This is a genomic window from Helicobacteraceae bacterium (assembly GCA_031258155.1).
In the GTDB taxonomy this organism is placed as follows: domain Bacteria; phylum Campylobacterota; class Campylobacteria; order Campylobacterales; family SZUA-545; genus JAIRNH01.
Map to the genome: position 1 here is coordinate 35,285 of JAIRNH010000003.1, position 16,687 is coordinate 51,971.

Genomic DNA, 16,687 nt, shown 5'->3' on the forward strand with positions numbered 1-16,687 from the left:
GATGAGAAGAAAAAAAGCGCCCGTTAGGGAGATATTACCCGATCCAATTTACAGTAGCAAGGTTATTACCAAGTTCATCAACGCGCTTATGTTTGACGGCAAAAAGAGCGTCGCGCAAAAGGTGATGTATCGTTCGCTAGAGGTGGCGGAGAAAAAAGGCGGCGCAAAGGGCATAGAGCTGTTTGAAAAAGCGCTCGAAAACGTTAAGCCGCTTGTGGAAACCAGATCGAGAAGAGTCGGCGGCGCCACCTATCAGGTGCCGGTGGAGGTTCGTCCGATACGTCAGCAGTCGCTATCCATTCGCTGGCTAATTGACGCGGCGCGCAAACGCAACGAGCGCACTATGATCGATAGGCTTGCGGGCGAGATTGTGGACGCCGCCAACGATCGCGGCGCGGCGTTTAAGAAAAAAGAAGACATTCACAAAATGGCGGAGGCAAACAAAGCGTTTGCCCACTATCGCTGGTAAGGATAACCGATGGCAAGAAGCGCTTCGCTTGAAAAAGTAAGGAATATCGGTATCGTCGCGCATATCGACGCGGGTAAAACCACGACGACGGAACGAATACTGTTCTACACGGGCGTTCAGCATAAGATCGGCGAAGTGCATGACGGCGCTACGACGACCGACTGGATGGAGCAGGAGAAAGAGCGCGGCATTACGATCACCGCCGCCGCCGTTAGCTGTTTTTGGAACAACTATCAGATCAACATTATCGACACGCCCGGACACGTCGATTTCACGATCGAAGTAGAGCGCTCTATGCGCGTGTTAGACGGCGCGGTGGTGGTTTTCTGCGCGGTGGGCGGCGTTCAGCCGCAGACGGAAACCGTCTGGCGGCAGGCGAATAAATATCGCGTTCCGCGAATCGTCTATGTAAATAAGATGGACAGAATCGGCGCGGATTTTTACAAGGTAGAAAAGCAGATCGTAGAGCGTCTAAAGGCAAAACCGCTAGCTATTCAGTTGCCAATTGGAGCGGAGGATAACTTTGAGGGCGTGGTCGATCTTGTTAAGATGAAAGCGGTCGTGTGGGATAAAGAGGCGGCGCTAGGCTCGGCTTACCATTTAGAGGAAATCCCCGCCGATCTAAAGCAAAGAGCGGAGGAATACCGCGAGAAACTGCTTGACGCGGTAACCAGCATAGACGACGCGCTAACCGAAAAATATCTTGAAGGAGAGGAGATCGCGGAAGCGGAGATTATGGCGGCGATCAAAAAGGGTTGCCATGAGATGACCTTTATCCCTATGCTGTGCGGCAGCTCCTTTAAGAATAAAGGCGTTCAGACTATGCTTGACGCGGTAACGGATTATCTGCCTTCGCCGACAGAGGTTACAAACATCAAGGGTCTAGACCCGAAAACCGATACGGAAGTGAGCGTGCCAAGCGACGAAAATCACCCGTTTAGCGCGTTGGCGTTCAAGATTATGACCGACCCGTTTGTGGGGCAGTTGGTGTTCGCGCGCGTCTATAGCGGCAAACTGGAGGCGGGTAGCTACGTCTATAACTCCACTAAGGACAAAAAAGAGCGCGTTGGGCGGCTCGTGAAACTTCACGCCAATAAACGCGAGGAGATCAAGGAGCTTTACGCGGGCGACATCGGCGCGATCGTAGGCTTGAAAGATACGCTCACCGGCGATACGCTTTGCGATCCCGACAAGCCCGTTATCCTAGAGCGAATGGTATTTCCAGAACCGGTGATCAACGTCGCCGTCGAGCCGAAAACCAAAGCCGATCAGGAAAAAATGAGCATAGCGCTCAAAAAACTAGCCGAAGAGGACCCCTCGTTTCGCGTTAGCTCCGACGAGGAGAGCGGACAGACGATTATCGGCGGCATGGGCGAATTGCACCTAGAGATTATCGTCGATCGTATGAAACGCGAATTTAAGGTCGAAGCGGAAGTCGGCGAGCCGCAAGTGGCGTATAGAGAGACGATCAAAAAGAAAGTCGAACAGGAGCATAAATACGCCAAGCAATCAGGCGGACGCGGTCAATACGGACACGTGTTTTTGCGAATCGAACCGAACGAAAAGGGCAAAGGATACGAGTTCTTTGACGAGATCAAAGGCGGCGTAGTGCCTCGCGAGTATATTCCCGCCGTCAATAAAGGCGTGGAAGAGACGCTTAAAAACGGCGTTTTAGCTGGTTATCCCGTCGTCGATGTAAAGGTGGCGCTAACCTTTGGCAGTTATCACGAAGTCGATAGCTCGGAAATGGCGTTCAAGCTCGCCGCGTCGATGGCGTTCAAAGAGGGCGCGCGCAAAGCGGGGCTGTGCCTGCTAGAGCCGATGATGAAGGTCGAGGTGGAAATGCCCGAAGAGTATATGGGCGACGTAATCGGCGATCTAAACCGCAGACGCGGGCAGATTCAGGCTATGGACGACGCTTTTGGCGTGAAAAAAGTAACCGCTTTAGCGCCGCTTTCGGAGATGTTTGGCTACTCGACCGATCTAAGGTCTATGACGCAGGGGCGCGGCACATACTCTATGGAATTCGAGCGCTACGAAGAGGTTCCAAACAACGTGGCGGACGAGGTTATTAAAAAGCGCAACGGTTAATTTATCGCAAGACCGCGTCGCTCTCGCAAGCCGAGAGCGACGTTTTTTGGCGCTGTAACGTTTTCGCCGAGCGTATGCGGGCGGCGGGCGAAGCGCAACTTTAACCATTTCTTTCGCGCAAGGGGCGGGGGCTTTTTTCTTGCCGTCTGTCGATTTTGCGATTAAAGCCTCCGAGTCGCTCCGCATTTGTTAGTTTCACATTTGAATCGTTAAAAAATAAACGCCGCGCTTTTATATCGCTTTTTTGTTTGCGGCAAGAATCCCTAACCGCATATGCCGCGTGAAATAGATGAATTCCTGCTTTCCTACGCGCATTACGGGGATGGCAACCCTCTTTGCGCAACGCGCCCTTTATCCGTCCCGTGAAAACCGGGTATCCATATACGCCAAAGACGTGAAAGAGATGGATTTCCGCTTGCCTCCGCGATTACGGGCGGTAAACCGCCCTATCGCTCCGCGCTGGAATGACAAGAATGTGGATTTTCGCGTTCCCACGCACTCTTTTGCGCGCGGGGGCTTACGCGGGAAAGACGCGAAGGGCGAATTGGCGTTGTTACGTCTCCTTACGCGGCGTTATTTTAGTTTTATGATCCAGTAGTCGGAATTCTTGGTAGAGCCATGATGACCGATTACATCGCCGTCGATAGAGTGGCTATAGCCCGCGATAATATAGCCGCCGTCTCTTGTCTGTTGGATGGAATAAATCCAGTCTATATCGCTACCGCCAAGAGTTTTATCCCACTCAATAGCGCCGTTTGCGTCTAATTTTACGATCCAATAGTCGCTCCAGCCTTTGTTTTCCGTTACATCTCCGTCGTTAGATTCGCTAGAACCCGCGATAATATAGCCGCCGTCGTTTGTCTGTTTGATGGAAGTAGCGCAGTCATCGGCGCTACCGCCAAGAGTTTTATCCCACTCGATAGCGCCGTTTGCGTCTAATTTTACAATCCAGTAGTCAAGATTGTCGCTAGCAGCGTCATGGCGACCGGTTACATTGCCGTCGGTAGAGCGGCTATAGCCCGCGACAATATAGCCGCCGTCGTTTGTCTGTTGGATGGAATTAGCGTAGTTGCCAGCGCTACCGCCAAGCGATTTTTGCCATTCGATAGCGCCGTTTGCGTTTAGTTTTACGATCCAATAGTCGCTCCAGCTTTTGTTTTCCGTTACGTCGCCGTCTGTAGAGCGGCTATAGCCCGCGACAATATAGCCGCCATCGTTTGTCTGTTGGATGGAACGAGCCTCGTCATCGTCGCTACCGCCAAGAGTTTTATCCCATTCGATAGCGCCGTTTGCGTCTAATTTTACGATCCAGTAGTCGGCTTTTTTGTAGCGTTTCGTTACATCGCCGTCGGTAGAGCGGCTAGAACCCGCGACAATATAGCCGCCGTCTTTTGTCTGTTGGACGGAATTAGCGTAGTCATTGCCGCTACCGCCAAGAGTTTTATCCCATTCGATAGCGCCGTTTGCGTTTAGTTTTACGATCCAATAGTAGGCTTTACCGGCGGCGCCATGACGACCGGTTACATCGCCGTCGATAGACCAGCTTTCACCCGTGATAATATAGCCGCCATCTTTTGTCTGTTGGATGGAACGAGCCTCGTCATAGCTGCTACCGCCAAGCGATTTTTGCCATTCGATAGCGCCGTTTGCGTTTAGTTTTACGATCCAATAGTCGGCGCTATCTTGGTTTTGCGTTACATTGCCGTCGGTAGAGCGGCTATAGCCTGCGATAATATAGCCGCCGTCTTTTGTCTGTTGGATGGAACGAGCCTTGTCATCGGCGCTACCGCCAAGCGATATTTGCCATTCGATTGTCGGGGGAGACTTTTGCTTATTGTCGCCCGCTAACAACATTAGAAAGGTTATGCTAATTACGGAGAGTAGAAAGATAATGAGAGGAATCTTTTTTTGGCCCCCGATAACGCGATTAAGGATCGAGCCAAACCGAGCGAATTGCATTGCAACAATCTCTTTTCCTGACGAAATTAAAATTTATGAATGCTAGATCGTTTCGGCTTAAATTAGCTTTCTTGCCCAGCGAAAGCAAAACGCAACATTGCCAACGAAACGCGACTTAAAATTAGGTTTTAAGAGACGAGACTTGAATTGAAATAGAGCTTAATGTAGCGTAGCGGCGTTTGGTAAGCCTAGAAACGCCGATTGAGCGCCGCGCGTTGGCAGGGCGCGCTTTTGCTATATACGCCGATCGCTTCGGGCGAGTATTCACCTAAAAAGATCGCGCCCGCGCGTTTGATTTCGCCTAAAAACGCCGACGGATTTTTAGTCAAAATCCATAATTGCTTGAGCGCTATTCTGGAGTTTTCAGGATAGGCGTTTGGTTAGCGCGCGCCTCTAGCCCTTCGGCGCTTGCCAGATCGGCGCGTTCGTTTCAGAAAGTTTTCAACTCCAAGCGTTTAGTTACGCTTAGCGCGTGCGCCTCTAGCCCTTCGGCGTTTGCCAGATCGGCGCAGACGGCGGCTAACTCCGCAAAACCCTCTTTGCTCACGCTAATAATCGAGCTTCGTTTCAGAAAGTTTTCAACTCCAAGCGGACTAGAAAAACGCGCCGCGCCGCCCGTCGGCAGGGTGTGGTTTGGTCCCGCGACATAATCGCCGATCGCTTCGGGCGAGTATTCGCCTAAAAAGATCGCGCCCGCGTGTTTGATTTCGCCTAAAAGCGCCGACGGATTTTTAGTCAAAATCTCTAGGTGTTCGGGCGCTATTTGGTTCATCAGCCTAAGCGCCTCGCTTAGATCGCCCGCCACTATAACCGCGCCGCGCTCGTTGATCGATCGCGCCGCGATCGCGCCGCGCGAAAGGGTTTTCAGCCGTTTTTGCGTTTCGGTAATTACGCGCCGCGCCAAATCGCCGTCGGTCGTAATTAGGATCGACGAAGCCATTTCGTCGTGCTCGGCTTGGCTTAGCAGATCGAGCGCTATCATTTGCGCGTCGGCGTTACTATCCGCGATAATCCCTATTTCGCTAGGTCCCGCGATCATATCGATATTAACTTCGCCAAAAACCAGCTTTTTCGCCGTCGCGACAAAGATATTGCCCGGTCCCGTAATCACGTCAACTTTAGGGATAGTCTCGGTTCCGTAGGCAAGCGCCCCGATCGCGCTCGCGCCGCCGACTTTGAACAGCCGTTTAACGCCGCACAGACGCGCAGCCGCCAAAGCGAGCGGATTGATCGCTCCCTCTGGCGCGGGGGAGCAGACGACAATTTCGCTAACGCCCGCTACGATCGCGGGGATCGCGTTCATCAAAAGACTGCTAGGATACGCCGCCTTGCCGCCCGGAATATACAGCCCCGCGCGATCTACGGGCGAGACCTTCTGCCCTAACCAGCCTTGAGCGCTAAAGTCGATCCAGCTTTTTGGAAGCTGCTTTTCGTGAAATCTTTTAATACGATCGTAGGCGATCGTAAGCGCGGCTTGCAGATTGGGCGCCGTAGCCTCCCACGCCGCGTCGAAATCCTCGCCGGTAGCTATAACGTCGTCGATAGATTTTGGATTCCAGCGATCGAAACGCGCGATTTGATCTAGCAGCGCGCGATCGCCGCCTTGTTTAACCTCGTCCAAAATCGCCTGAACTTTCGGCGTAACGGCGGCGACGTCCGTCTCTCCGCGCGATAGCAAAACTCTGAACTCGTCGGCGAAATTGCTATCCTTCGTCGTTAGCAGTTTCATAGATTATTCCGTTTTGATGAAAATAAGCGCCATTATAACGCAAGGGCGCCGCCGCTATAGTTTGCGCCCGCCCGTCGGGATCTCTGGTTGCGGCTCTTTGTTGTTAATCGTCGCTTCAAGCGCCTTTACTCGTTCGCTTAGCTCGTCGATACGCTTTTGCAAACCGGCGATAATATCGTCGTTCGAGTTGCGCATATAGTTCGCGTCCACAGCCAACTCGCGGATAAACTCGACCTCGTCTTTTAGTTTGGATATTACGCTGAAAAGCTCGTCGTTTTGCGTCGCGCGTAGCTGGCGCAAACGCTCGTTTTCCGATTTAACCATATTTAGCAGTTCCGCTTTCGCCGATTCAAACGAAAGGTTAAGATCGGCGATAATCTCCGCTTTGAACTCCTCTTTTGCCTTCTCGGAAAGGTAAAAGTTTGCGAAATCGCGTTGCGAAACGTGCCTGTCGTCAGCTAAAGCCAACGAAGCAAATAGAAGTGTAATAATTACGCGCCTCATATCGGAGAAAAAGCAAAAATCGCGCCAAAAATGTAAAAGCGTTCGCGAAACGCCTTTTAGCGCCGTTAAGCGCGTTTATGGTATAAACCCGCGCCTTTAATTCACAGGCGTCAGTCCTTAATGGGTTGTTTTCATAAGAAAACTAACGGGCGCCGAGGCTAAACCCAATTTTACACAAAGGATAAACTTCATGGTAACCATGAAAGACCTGCTTGAGTGCGGCGTGCATTTTGGACACCAAACCCGCCGTTGGAATCCGAAAATGAAAAAATTCATCTTCGGCGTTCGCAAGAACATCTACATTATAGACCTGCAGAAAACTCTGCGCTATTTTCGTTACACCGCAAACGTAGTGCGCGACGCCGTCGCGGCGGGCAAGACGATTTTGTTTGTCGGCACCAAGAAGCAGGCAAGCTCGATCATCGCGCAACAAGCCGAGCGTTGCTCGATGCCTTACGTGAATAACCGCTGGCTTGGCGGCATGCTTACCAACTATAAAACGATCCGACTATCGATCCGCAAACTAGAGGTGATCGAGGAGCTAAAAGCCAGCGGCAAAATTGAACTGCTGACAAAAAAAGAGGCGTTGCTTATTGAAAGACAGCGAGAAAAATTAGAAAAATATCTAGGCGGCATTCGCTATATGAAAACGCTACCCGATCTAGTATTTGTGTTGGATGCGGTGAAAGAAAAAATCGCCGTAGCCGAAGCTAGACGGCTTGGCATTCCTATCGTCGCGCCGCTGGATACCAACTGCGATCCCGATCTGATCGACTATCCGATTCCGGGCAACGACGACGCGATTCGCGCCATCGAGCTTTTTTGCGTAGAGATGGCAAATTCCGCGATCGAGGGCAAGGAGTTAGCGGCGAAAGACAGCGTCCAAGTCGAAGAGGTTCCTCAAGAGGACGACTCCGAAGCCGTGTTGCAAGATATTTTAGAAGAGGCGGCGAAAGAAGCGGACTCTAGCGAGGAGAACGTCTAATGGCAAGCGTTGCTCCGGAACTGATCAAACGCCTGCGCGAAGCAAGCAACGCGGGAATACTCGATTGTAAAAAAGCGCTTGAGGAGAGCGGCGGCGATATAAACGCGGCGGCGGAGTGGCTACGCAAAAAAGGTTTGACCAAAGCCGCGAAGGTCGCCGATAAAGTGGCGGCGGAAGGCGCGATCGCGCTTAAAATAAGCGACGATCACAAAAAAGCGACGCTGGCGGAGATTAACTGCGAAACCGACTTTGTGGCAAAGAACGAGAACTTTAAATCTTTCGCGGCGCAAGCCGTCGGCGGCGTTCATAGTTCAAATTTCAAAACGATCGACGATCTAAAAAACGGCGCGATCAACGGCAAGAGTTACGCCGATTTCGTTGGCGAGGCGATCGCCAAACTCGGCGAGAAGATCGATATTCGCCGCTTTGCTAATTACTCGCTAACAAACGGCGCGATCAACGGTTATCTACACTCAAACTCCCGCGTGGGCGCGATCGTGGCGATTGAAACCGCCGCAAATCTGGCGGATTTCGCCCGCGACATAGCTATGCACGCGGCGGCGATGAAGCCTCTATATCTTAACGAGGCGGACATTCCTAGCGAGGCGATCGCGAAAGAGCGCGAGATCGCGATAGAGCAGCTTAGAAAAGAGGGCAAGCCCGAAGCGATGCTAGATAAGATCGCGCAAGGCAAGATAAAAAAGTTTATTCAAGATAACACGTTAGAGGGTCAGGCGTTTGTCAAGGACGATAAAAAAAGCGTCGTCCAAGCGTTAAACGACGCGGCAAAAGCGCGAGGCGCGAGCGCGAAAATCGTCTTTTTCGCTCGTTTTGAAGTAGGCGAGGGCATAGAGAAAAAATCCAGCGATTTCGCCGCGGAAGTCGCCGCGCAAACAAAGCGATAAATCCCTTTTCGTCGCGCCCGATCTTAATCAAAATCGGGCGCGTTTGCTCCTTCTAGCCGCATTTTCAAGCTATTTTTTGATACCTTTTAGCCATCTATATTTGAAAAAGGAGGCGGCTATTATGGCAAGCGCTTATCAAGAGGAAAACCTGCCAAACGACGTTAAAGATTTTCACCGCGTTTTATCCAGCGCGATCGAGGAGTTAGAGGCGGTCGATTGGTATCATCAACGCGCGGCGGTTACGAGCGACGGCGAGGCGAAAGCGATTTTCGAGCATAACCGCGACGAGGAGATCGAGCATTTCGCCATGAACGTCGAGTGGCTTAGACGAAAACACAAGGTTTTCGACGAGGCTTTGCGCGGATTTTTGTTCAGCGAAGGCGCGATTACCGAAGCGGAAGCGGCGTTCAGCGGCGGCGCTTCGGGCGAGAAAACGAAGTCGTCTAGCGGTTCGCTCGGCGTCGGTTCTTTGAAGTGAGGGGAGGGCGATATGAGTATCTTGAAAAGAGGATTGGCGCCGTTTGGCGACAATGTGTGGGAGGCGCTAGAGGACGAGGCTAAGAAGGTTTTCAGCCGCCGTTTGACAAGCCGCAAGATAGCCGATTACGAAGGCGCGAAGGGTTTGGAGTTTGCCGCCGTAGGGACGGGTAGGGCGACGGAATTAAAAGAGAAGCTAGGCGGCGTTTCGATCGGCGCGCGCGAAGTTTTGAAGGCATTGGAGCTTAAAACGAGTTTTACGTTAAAGCGCGAAGACATTGATCTTATCGAGCGCGGCGCAAAAGCGTTTGACAATAGCGCGATCGCGGAAGCCGCCCGCGCTTTTAGCGACGCGGAAAACGCAATCGTTTTCGACGGCTTTAAAAAAGAGGGGATAGCGGGCATTTTGCCCTCTTTAACGCAAAAACCCGTCAAAGCGCAGGGCGACGATATACTGCCCGCCGTAGCCGAAGCGATCAGAGCGTTAAGAGACGAAGGCGTAGAGGGTCCTTACGCGCTTGTCGTTCAGCAACAATACTACGGCAAACTATTCTCCATAGGCGACGGCTATCCGCTGACAAAGAGGTTGAGCGAACTGCTAGACGGCGGCAAGGCGCTAGGCTCTACGGCTATCAAAAGCGGCGCGCTTGTAATCAGTCTGCGCGGCGGCGATTACGAGATTTTAGGCGGCGTTGATATTTCTCTCGGCTTTGAAAAAGAGAACGCGCAAGGCGCGGAGCTGTTTTTCTTTGAAACGCTTTCATTCCGCGTTAATACGCCGGAAGCCGCCGTCGCGTTGCAGTGGCAATAATCCGACCGACGGCAAACCGCCCGATCGCGTCGCGTTTATGCGAACCTAGCGCGCGATTTGGCGGATTAAAGCGGAAGATATGATTAAGTCGGCGCGTATTATTAAAAGCGAAAGCGCGCAGTTTTATGAAACCAATTTTAGTTGCGACAACGCGATTGTTTTAACGTTTGGAGACGAAAAGTATTTTATAACGGACGGGCGTTATACGACGGAGGCGCGCGAAAACGCCAAAGAAACGAAGGTTATCGAAAGCGACGATCTAATAGCCGACGCCAGAAAACTGTTGCGTTTGAGCGGCGAAAAGCGGTTTGTGGTCGATCCAAGCGAATGGAGCGCCAAAGAGTGCGATGCGCTGAGAAAAAAACTACCCAATTTCGTCTTTTGTGAAAAGGTTAATTTTCATCAAAAACTTCGCGCGGTAAAAAGCGCTTCAGAAATCGCGCTAATCGAAAACGCCGTTAAAGAAAATCAAGAGGCGTTCGACCGCTTCGCCAACTTTATAGCTAAGAGCGGCGGCGGTAAAAGCGAAAAAGAGCTTTGGTTTGAGGCGAAGCGGTTTTTAAGCGATAGCGGCGCGCGCGATCTTAGCTTCGAGCCTATATTCGCAATCGACGCTAACGCGGCGAAGCCGCACGCCTTGCCGACCAACGACAAACTTAAAAGCGGATCGGCGATTTTATTCGACGCGGGGACAAAATACCGCCGCTACTGCTCCGATCGAACGCGAACGGCGGTTTTTGACAAAAACGGCGTTAGTTTTAAGATGGATCAGCGCTTTGGCGATCCTAAAAAACAAGCGATATACGATCTGGTTTTAAAGGCGCATGATAAGGCGATCGCGGCGGCTAGGATTGGCATGAAAGCTAGCGAGCTTGATCGCGTAGCGCGCGAAGTTATAGCAAGCGGCGGCTACGGCGAAGCGTTTAAGCATTCGCTTGGACACGGCGTTGGATTGGATATTCACGAAGAGCCTTTTATCAACAAGCGTAGCGAGACGACGTTAAAGGAAGGAATGATATTTACGATCGAGCCGGGCATTTATATTGCCGGCGAGTTTGGCGTCAGGATAGAGGATATAGTCGCGCTTGAAAAGGGCGGCGCGAGAGTGTTATGAGGCGCGATCTGGACTCGCGAAACGCGATTATTTGGAGGGCGCGCTATCCGTCTAAAACGATCAGATCGGCTAAACGCTTTCAGGCGTTGCTTGGGATTGGGGGCAACATTGGCGACGTTAAAAGGACGTTTGATCGCGTGTTCGCGCGCCTGCTAAACGACGGCGCAATCGATATAGTCAAAACCTCGCCTCTGCTGTTGAATCCGGATTTTGCCGCTAAAGACGCGCCGCTCTACCTTAACGCGGCGATCGTGATCAGGACTAATTTATCCGCTTTTGCTTTATTGGAACGGTTGCGCCGCGTGGAGGCGCGCTTTGGTAGAACCCGTCCGTACAAGAACGCGCCGCGAACGCTTGATCTGGATATAATTTTCTTTGAAACCAAACGAAGCTATAATCCTAAATTGCTATTGCCGCACCCGAAGTGGCGCGAGCGAGCGAGCGCGGTAACGCCGATGTTGCATTTGCAAGGAACTAAATGAAGCTCATCACCTATACGGGCGAAACGCCCTCCGAAGCTCTCAAGCAGATCGAAACCGACTGGGGCGAGGAAGCGCTTGTCGTAAGCAGTAAAGAGATCCGCAAAAAAACGTTGGGGCAGAGCGCGATTTACGAGATCGTCGTCGGCATAGAGGACGCCGTCGCCGCCGCGAAAGTTAAATCGAAAAGCGCGAGCGCAAAGCCGACCAATAATGGTAGCGATAAAAACGACGACGTTTTGGTGGAAATATCGAGCGCGGCGAAAGAGATCGAAAAAATCATGAAGATGGCGGGGTTAGCCGACGAGCCCAAGAAGCCGAAACCAGCCGCCGCGACCGAAACGCCAAAAACGACCGCATACGAGCCAACCAAGACGGCGATCGATCCTTCTCTCGTCAAAGAGCAAGCCGCCGATTTGAAAATGATAAACAAAGAGATAGCCAAGCTCGCCGATCGCGTGGAGCTAATACAGAACGCGATTTGGAGCAGCGTCGTCGATCCGAAAAGTCTCATTCCCCCCGAATTCGCCGAAATCTACCGCGTAAGCCGCCAGAGCGGTATGAGCGCCGAGCATTTCGACGCGATTATGCGTCAAACGCTCAAAGAGATGCCGTTATATATGCGCCAAAGCGGCGAAACGGTGCGCCGATATTTCAAGATGTTGCTACGCAAGATGATTCCAATAAGGGTTGAAAGCAGATTAAGCCGCCCCAATAAAAAAGTGATGATGCTAGTCGGTCCGACAGGCGTAGGCAAAACTACCAGCTTAGCCAAACTCGCGGCGCGTTACGCGCATAAGTCGGCGGAGCAATACAAAGTGGGGATTATAACTGTGGATACCTACCGTATAGGCGCGGTGGAGCAGTTAAGCTATTACGCCAAAATGATGCGGCTTGGCATAGAAACGGTGCGCGATCCAATCGATTTTGGCGCGGCGCTTTCGTCGCTAAGGCATTGCGATATTATTCTGATCGACACGGCGGGATCAAGTCAGCGCGATCGCGAAAAGATCGCGTATATTCAGCAGTGTCTCGACGCGGAAAAACAGACGAAGATAGACGTTTCGCTGGTTATGTCCGTTACAAGCAAGCTAGACGATCTGCGCGATATTTATAAAAACTACAGTTCGCTTGGGGTCGACACGATTATCGCCACGAAATTTGATGAAACAAGCTCGTTAGGATCGTTTTTCAGCTTTACTTACGAGCGCCAAAAACCGCTTTCGTATCTTTCGGTCGGTCAAGAGGTTCCCGACGATCTGATCGCCGCAAACGGAGATTATTTTATCTCCTGCCTGTTTGACGGCTTTAATAAACCGCAAGCGGTCGCGATATGACCAATCAAGCGCATAAACTCGCCGAGCTTGTAGGCTCGCAAAACGTCGATAAAAACGCGATCACAAAATTTATCGCGATAACAAGCGGCAAAGGCGGCGTGGGCAAAACGACGATCAGCGCCAACGTTGGCTGGCTTCTGGCGCAAAAAGGCTATCAGGTCGGGCTGTTTGACGCGGATATAGGGCTTGCCAACCTAGACGTGATGTTAGGCGTTAAGCCAGAAAAAACAATTTTAAACCTTATGCGCGGCGAGTGCGGCGTGGAAGATATTTTGATGCGGCTTGACGAGACGCTCTATCTAATTCCGGGCGAAAGCGGCGGCGATATACTTAAGTTCGGCGGGCAATACGCGCTGGAGAGATTCTACGAGGAAATTAAAAAGCTAGACTTTTTGGATTATCTCGTCGTGGATACCGGAGCGGGTATTGGCGAAAGCGTCCAAACCTTTCTTAACGCCGCCACTGAAACCATAATCGTTACCACGCCCGATCCCGCCGCGATCACCGACGCGTACGCTATGCTAAAAGTTTTGTCGGCTTCGCGCGGGCGTCTGTTGATAATCATAAATCAAACGCAAAGCGATCGCGAAGGGGAGTTGGTTTTTGACAAGATTAGTAAAGTCGCGTCGAAAAATCTCCCCAACGTCGAATTGCGGTTATTAGGAGTATTACCGCGCGATAACGACATAGCCAAAAGCGTTCGCGGGCGATACCTCTTTTCAAAGGCGATCGTCGGCGGCAGGTCTAGTTCTCGATTAGACGAGATATTAGACAGGCTGTTGCGGCTTATGGAACGCGGCGTGCTTGACGTGAAGGAGGGAAGCGGTTTTAGCAGATTTTTCAAACGGCTACTCGATCAGTTTTGAAAGAGCAAATGGCGATGCGAGCGGATAACTTCATCTTTTTTCTTACGGTAAGCGGCTTTTTTATAGGGCTTATCTTCGCGTTGTTAGCCGATTTTGAGCCGTTTTTGCTGGTATGCGTTTGCGTGGCGATCACCTTTATTTTTTATATGATAGGTCTTGGCGCGAGCGCGTTTTTTGTCCGCTATGCCGACATAAAAATCGCCTATAAATTAGGCTCCGAATACTACGAAACTCAACTTGACAAAGCTCGTTCGCAAATCGAGAAACGAGAGATATATATCCGCGATTCCATCGGCTTTATCAGAGCGCTTGAAAAGGAAACTAACGCCGTTAGAAACGAGGAGCCCGTATGATCCCCCGTCAAGGCGCGATAGACGTTTACGCCGCGCAGCATAAAGAGGCGTTAAACGATCTCGCCGTGCGGTATCTACCCGCCGTAAAAGCGATGGCGCATAGGCTGAAAGAACGGTTGCCGGCGAGCGTTGACGCGGGCGATTTAATATCGATCGGAGCCGAAGAGTTAATTAAACTCGCCCGTCGCTACGACGCGGAGATAAACGATAGCTTCTGGGGCTACGCCAAAAAGCGCGTTCACGGCGCGATGCTGGATTTTCTAAGAAGCCTAGATACGCTAAGCCGCGGCGATCGCAAACTGATCAAAGACGTGGAAAAGATCATCGTCGCGTATTTTGGAGAACACGACGAGGAGCCAAGCGACGAATACCTATCGCAAACTTTGAACGAGGATATATCGAAAATTCAAAAGGCGCGCGACGCGGGAGAGGTGGGGGCGCTAATGCCGCTTGACGAGCAGCTACAACTGTTTGGCGCGGAAGACGTGGAAAAAAAGGTGTTAAGGGACGAGGCGATCGAGCAGATCACGTTTGTTTTATCGCAAATGAACGATCGCGAACAGATGATTATCCAGCTATATTTTTACGACGAACTAAATCTAAAAGAGATTAGCGACGTTTTGAATATAACCGAATCGCGCATCTCGCAGATTATCAAAAACGTTACGCGCAAAATTCGCGAAAGGGTTACGTAAGTGGCTGATATTCTAAGTCAAGAAGAGATTGACGCGTTATTGGAGGCTGTCGACGAGGACGAAACCACGCCGGATCGGTTGCTCACGAAAGAAAAAAGAGTCGAGCAGCGTCAGGTTACGCTTTATGATTTCAAGCGCCCAAACCGCGTTAGCAAAGAGCAGCTTCGCGCCTTTAGATCGATCCACGATAAAATGGTGCGCTCTTTATCTTCGCAAATTTCGTCGGTAATGCGCTCGATCGTGGAGATTCAACTGCACTCGGTCGATCAGATGACCTACGGCGAGTTTTTGATGAGCCTGCCTTCTCCTACCAGTTTCAACGTCTTTTCCATGAAACCTTTGGAGGGCAGCGGCGTTTTGGAGATTAACTCTGCGATCGCTTTTCCTATGGTCGATCGGTTGCTTGGCGGCAAAGGCGAGGCATACGACGCGAACCGCGACTTTACCGATATAGAATTAAACCTTTTAGACACCATTTTGCGCGTTATCATGCAAAACCTAAAGGACGCGTGGGCGCCCGTAACCGATCTCTATCCGCTGGTTGAAGCCAAAGAATCTAGCCCAAACGTGATACAGATCGTGGCGCAAAACGAGATTGTAGTGATGGTGGTGATGGAGATTATTATCGGGCATACCAGCGGAATGATGAACGTGTGCTATCCCGTGATCGCTCTGGAACCGATCTTGCCCAAACTCGCGGCGCGAGATATTATGATCAGCGACACGAGTTCGAGAAAATCGCGCAATAGGGAGCTTAAGACGTTGCTCGGCGGCGCGCGCGTCGGTTTGGAGGCGATTATAGGCGACGCTAAGCTAACATTACGCGAGCTGTTTGAACTGCAAAGGGGCGATATTTTAATTTTAAACCGTCCGGCGGACGACACGGCGGTGCTGTGCGTGGACGGCGAGGATAAGTTTGTCGCCAAACTCGGATTGAGCAGATTTCGCAAAACCGTCAAAGTTGAAGAGGTTATACGCACGGAACACGACGACGTGAAAGAGGTTTTGACCCGTCTTGAAGAAGAACGGCACAAGAAAATACAAGCGTTCAAAGGCGAAGCGTAATGAATTTTATCGAACTACTGCAAAAAGAGACGATCGCTACGGTAAGCGGCTTGCTTGGCTCTACGCCAACGGTTAGCCTAAAGGAGGAAAGCGCGCTTAGCGCCGATTCCGTCGTCGCTCTTCCGGCGGCGACGATCGATTTGGAATTTTCTGGAGCGTCGTTCGGCGCTGGGCGCGCGATTATGCCGCCGCAACTTGCTACCGCGCTGGCGGATATGATGGTTGGCGGCTCCGGCGAAAGCAAAGAAACTATGGAAAACGACGATCTCGACGCTACGAAAGAGATTGTTTCGCAGATTTTTGGAGCGCTCTCAAGCTCGCTTGCCGCGCAAAACGAGATCGCGAAATTTACTATCAAAACCGGCGAAGCGAAGTTTATTGATTCGGGCGGCTTAGCCGAGTTGGGTCAATTTGCCAAAATGTATACGTTTAGTTTCTCGATCGGCGCGATCGAAAGCGTAATGATGTTCGCGATCGATCAAGCCGTCGCGGCGGCGCTAAACAAAACCGCCGCGCCGCAAGCTATCGCCCCGCGCTCCGCGAGCGCTTCTCAACGCGAGCATTTGGCTCTTACGCCCGAAGAGAATAAAAACATTCAGTTGCTAATGGACGTGCATTTGGTCGTGCGCGTGCGCATAGGCAAAAAACAGATGCTTTTGCGCGACGTGATCAATATGGATATAGGCTCGATCGTAGAGCTTGATCAGCTTGCCAACGAACCGTTGGATATTTTAGTGGACAGTAAAAAAATCGCGGAAGGCGAGGTGGTGATCGTCGATGGAAACTTTGGCGTGCAGATCACCGCTATAGGCACAAAGCGCGAGCGTTTAGAGCAGCTCAAAAGCTGA

General features: G+C 51.4%; 18 protein-coding genes. 14 read left to right on the top strand and 4 right to left on the bottom strand.

Annotated elements, in window-relative coordinates; genetic code table 11:
- Position 1 precedes the first annotated feature (1 nt).
- Positions 2 to 469, top strand: a complete 468-nt coding sequence (rpsG, locus tag LBF86_00570) for a 30S ribosomal protein S7 (protein MDR0664006.1) — start codon at positions 2 to 4, stop codon at positions 467 to 469.
- A gap of 9 nt (positions 470 to 478) precedes the next feature.
- A complete protein-coding gene (gene fusA, locus LBF86_00575; protein MDR0664007.1) occupies positions 479 to 2,560 on the top strand; it encodes an elongation factor G in 2,082 nt (693 codons plus the stop codon).
- Positions 2,561 to 3,133: 573 nt separating this feature from the next.
- Here fusA and LBF86_00580 read toward each other — a convergent pair.
- The 4 genes from LBF86_00580 to LBF86_00595 form a co-directional block, all read right to left on the bottom strand.
- Positions 3,134 to 4,519, bottom strand: a complete 1,386-nt coding sequence (locus tag LBF86_00580; protein ID MDR0664008.1) for a hypothetical protein — start codon at positions 4,517 to 4,519, stop codon at positions 3,134 to 3,136.
- A 188-nt stretch (positions 4,520 to 4,707) separates the two neighbouring features.
- Positions 4,708 to 4,872 carry a histidinol dehydrogenase gene (locus LBF86_00585; GenBank protein ID MDR0664009.1) on the bottom strand — a complete coding sequence of 55 codons (165 nt, stop codon included), beginning with the start codon at positions 4,870 to 4,872 and terminating at the stop codon, positions 4,708 to 4,710.
- A 77-nt stretch (positions 4,873 to 4,949) separates the two neighbouring features.
- A complete protein-coding gene (gene hisD / locus LBF86_00590; GenBank protein ID MDR0664010.1) occupies positions 4,950 to 6,248 on the bottom strand; it encodes a histidinol dehydrogenase in 1,299 nt (432 codons plus the stop codon).
- Between the two features lie 54 nt (positions 6,249 to 6,302).
- The gene (locus LBF86_00595; protein MDR0664011.1) at positions 6,303 to 6,752 is read right to left on the bottom strand and encodes a hypothetical protein; all 450 of its coding nucleotides are present in this window, start codon (positions 6,750 to 6,752) and stop codon (positions 6,303 to 6,305) included.
- Between the two features lie 190 nt (positions 6,753 to 6,942).
- Here LBF86_00595 and rpsB point away from each other — a divergent pair, with 190 nt between their 5' ends.
- The 12 genes from rpsB to fliY all read left to right on the top strand — a co-directional run bounded on the left by rpsB (position 6,943) and on the right by fliY (position 16,687).
- Complete coding sequence (gene rpsB, locus LBF86_00600; GenBank protein ID MDR0664012.1) at positions 6,943 to 7,737, top strand: 30S ribosomal protein S2; 795 nt, start codon at positions 6,943 to 6,945, stop codon at positions 7,735 to 7,737.
- Positions 7,737 to 8,642, top strand: a complete 906-nt coding sequence (tsf, locus tag LBF86_00605) for a translation elongation factor Ts (GenBank protein MDR0664013.1) — start codon at positions 7,737 to 7,739, stop codon at positions 8,640 to 8,642. Before rpsB ends, tsf begins: the two co-directional genes overlap by 1 nt.
- Positions 8,643 to 8,763: 121 nt before the next feature.
- Positions 8,764 to 9,120 carry a ferritin gene (locus LBF86_00610; protein ID MDR0664014.1) on the top strand — a complete coding sequence of 119 codons (357 nt, stop codon included), beginning with the start codon at positions 8,764 to 8,766 and terminating at the stop codon, positions 9,118 to 9,120.
- 12 nt (positions 9,121 to 9,132) lie between these two features.
- Positions 9,133 to 9,930 carry a bacteriocin family protein gene (locus LBF86_00615; GenBank protein MDR0664015.1) on the top strand — a complete coding sequence of 266 codons (798 nt, stop codon included), beginning with the start codon at positions 9,133 to 9,135 and terminating at the stop codon, positions 9,928 to 9,930.
- A 79-nt stretch (positions 9,931 to 10,009) separates the two neighbouring features.
- Positions 10,010 to 11,044 carry a M24 family metallopeptidase gene (locus LBF86_00620; protein ID MDR0664016.1) on the top strand — a complete coding sequence of 345 codons (1,035 nt, stop codon included), beginning with the start codon at positions 10,010 to 10,012 and terminating at the stop codon, positions 11,042 to 11,044.
- Positions 11,041 to 11,526, top strand: coding sequence for a 2-amino-4-hydroxy-6-hydroxymethyldihydropteridine diphosphokinase (folK, locus tag LBF86_00625; protein ID MDR0664017.1), 486 nt, complete (start codon positions 11,041 to 11,043; stop codon positions 11,524 to 11,526). Before LBF86_00620 ends, folK begins: the two co-directional genes overlap by 4 nt.
- Complete coding sequence (flhF, locus tag LBF86_00630; protein MDR0664018.1) at positions 11,523 to 12,860, top strand: flagellar biosynthesis protein FlhF; 1,338 nt, start codon at positions 11,523 to 11,525, stop codon at positions 12,858 to 12,860. The genes folK and flhF overlap by 4 nt, the downstream gene beginning before the upstream one ends.
- Positions 12,857 to 13,726 carry a MinD/ParA family protein gene (locus LBF86_00635; protein ID MDR0664019.1) on the top strand — a complete coding sequence of 290 codons (870 nt, stop codon included), beginning with the start codon at positions 12,857 to 12,859 and terminating at the stop codon, positions 13,724 to 13,726. The genes flhF and LBF86_00635 overlap by 4 nt, the downstream gene beginning before the upstream one ends.
- Before the next feature lie 14 nt (positions 13,727 to 13,740).
- Positions 13,741 to 14,079 carry a hypothetical protein gene (locus LBF86_00640; GenBank protein MDR0664020.1) on the top strand — a complete coding sequence of 113 codons (339 nt, stop codon included), beginning with the start codon at positions 13,741 to 13,743 and terminating at the stop codon, positions 14,077 to 14,079.
- Positions 14,076 to 14,774 (top strand): RNA polymerase sigma factor FliA, encoded by a 699-nt coding sequence (locus tag LBF86_00645; GenBank protein MDR0664021.1) that lies wholly within the window; start codon positions 14,076 to 14,078, stop codon positions 14,772 to 14,774. Before LBF86_00640 ends, LBF86_00645 begins: the two co-directional genes overlap by 4 nt.
- Entirely contained in the window at positions 14,775 to 15,839 is a 1,065-nt protein-coding gene (fliM, locus tag LBF86_00650; protein ID MDR0664022.1) for a flagellar motor switch protein FliM, read from the top strand.
- A complete protein-coding gene (gene fliY / locus LBF86_00655; protein MDR0664023.1) occupies positions 15,839 to 16,687 on the top strand; it encodes a flagellar motor switch protein FliY in 849 nt (282 codons plus the stop codon). Before fliM ends, fliY begins: the two co-directional genes overlap by 1 nt.

Excerpts from the sequence above, each read along its gene's own strand:
- folK (MDR0664017.1), top strand. The coding sequence starts at position 11,041 with ATGAGGCGCGATCTGGACTCGCGAAACGCGATTATTTGGAGGGCGCGC.
- fusA (MDR0664007.1), top strand. The coding sequence starts at position 479 with ATGGCAAGAAGCGCTTCGCTTGAAAAAGTAAGGAATATCGGTATCGTC.
- LBF86_00620 (MDR0664016.1), top strand. The coding sequence starts at position 10,010 with ATGATTAAGTCGGCGCGTATTATTAAAAGCGAAAGCGCGCAGTTTTAT.
- LBF86_00610 (MDR0664014.1), top strand. The coding sequence starts at position 8,764 with ATGGCAAGCGCTTATCAAGAGGAAAACCTGCCAAACGACGTTAAAGAT.
- LBF86_00595 (MDR0664011.1), bottom strand. The coding sequence starts at position 6,752 with ATGAGGCGCGTAATTATTACACTTCTATTTGCTTCGTTGGCTTTAGCT.
- rpsB (MDR0664012.1), top strand. The coding sequence starts at position 6,943 with ATGGTAACCATGAAAGACCTGCTTGAGTGCGGCGTGCATTTTGGACAC.
- LBF86_00640 (MDR0664020.1), top strand. The coding sequence starts at position 13,741 with ATGCGAGCGGATAACTTCATCTTTTTTCTTACGGTAAGCGGCTTTTTT.
- flhF (MDR0664018.1), top strand. The coding sequence starts at position 11,523 with ATGAAGCTCATCACCTATACGGGCGAAACGCCCTCCGAAGCTCTCAAG.
- rpsG (MDR0664006.1), top strand. The coding sequence starts at position 2 with ATGAGAAGAAAAAAAGCGCCCGTTAGGGAGATATTACCCGATCCAATT.
- hisD (MDR0664010.1), bottom strand. The coding sequence starts at position 6,248 with ATGAAACTGCTAACGACGAAGGATAGCAATTTCGCCGACGAGTTCAGA.
- tsf (MDR0664013.1), top strand. The coding sequence starts at position 7,737 with ATGGCAAGCGTTGCTCCGGAACTGATCAAACGCCTGCGCGAAGCAAGC.
- fliY (MDR0664023.1), top strand. The coding sequence starts at position 15,839 with ATGAATTTTATCGAACTACTGCAAAAAGAGACGATCGCTACGGTAAGC.
- LBF86_00580 (MDR0664008.1), bottom strand. The coding sequence starts at position 4,519 with ATGCAATTCGCTCGGTTTGGCTCGATCCTTAATCGCGTTATCGGGGGC.
- LBF86_00635 (MDR0664019.1), top strand. The coding sequence starts at position 12,857 with ATGACCAATCAAGCGCATAAACTCGCCGAGCTTGTAGGCTCGCAAAAC.
- LBF86_00645 (MDR0664021.1), top strand. The coding sequence starts at position 14,076 with ATGATCCCCCGTCAAGGCGCGATAGACGTTTACGCCGCGCAGCATAAA.
- LBF86_00615 (MDR0664015.1), top strand. The coding sequence starts at position 9,133 with ATGAGTATCTTGAAAAGAGGATTGGCGCCGTTTGGCGACAATGTGTGG.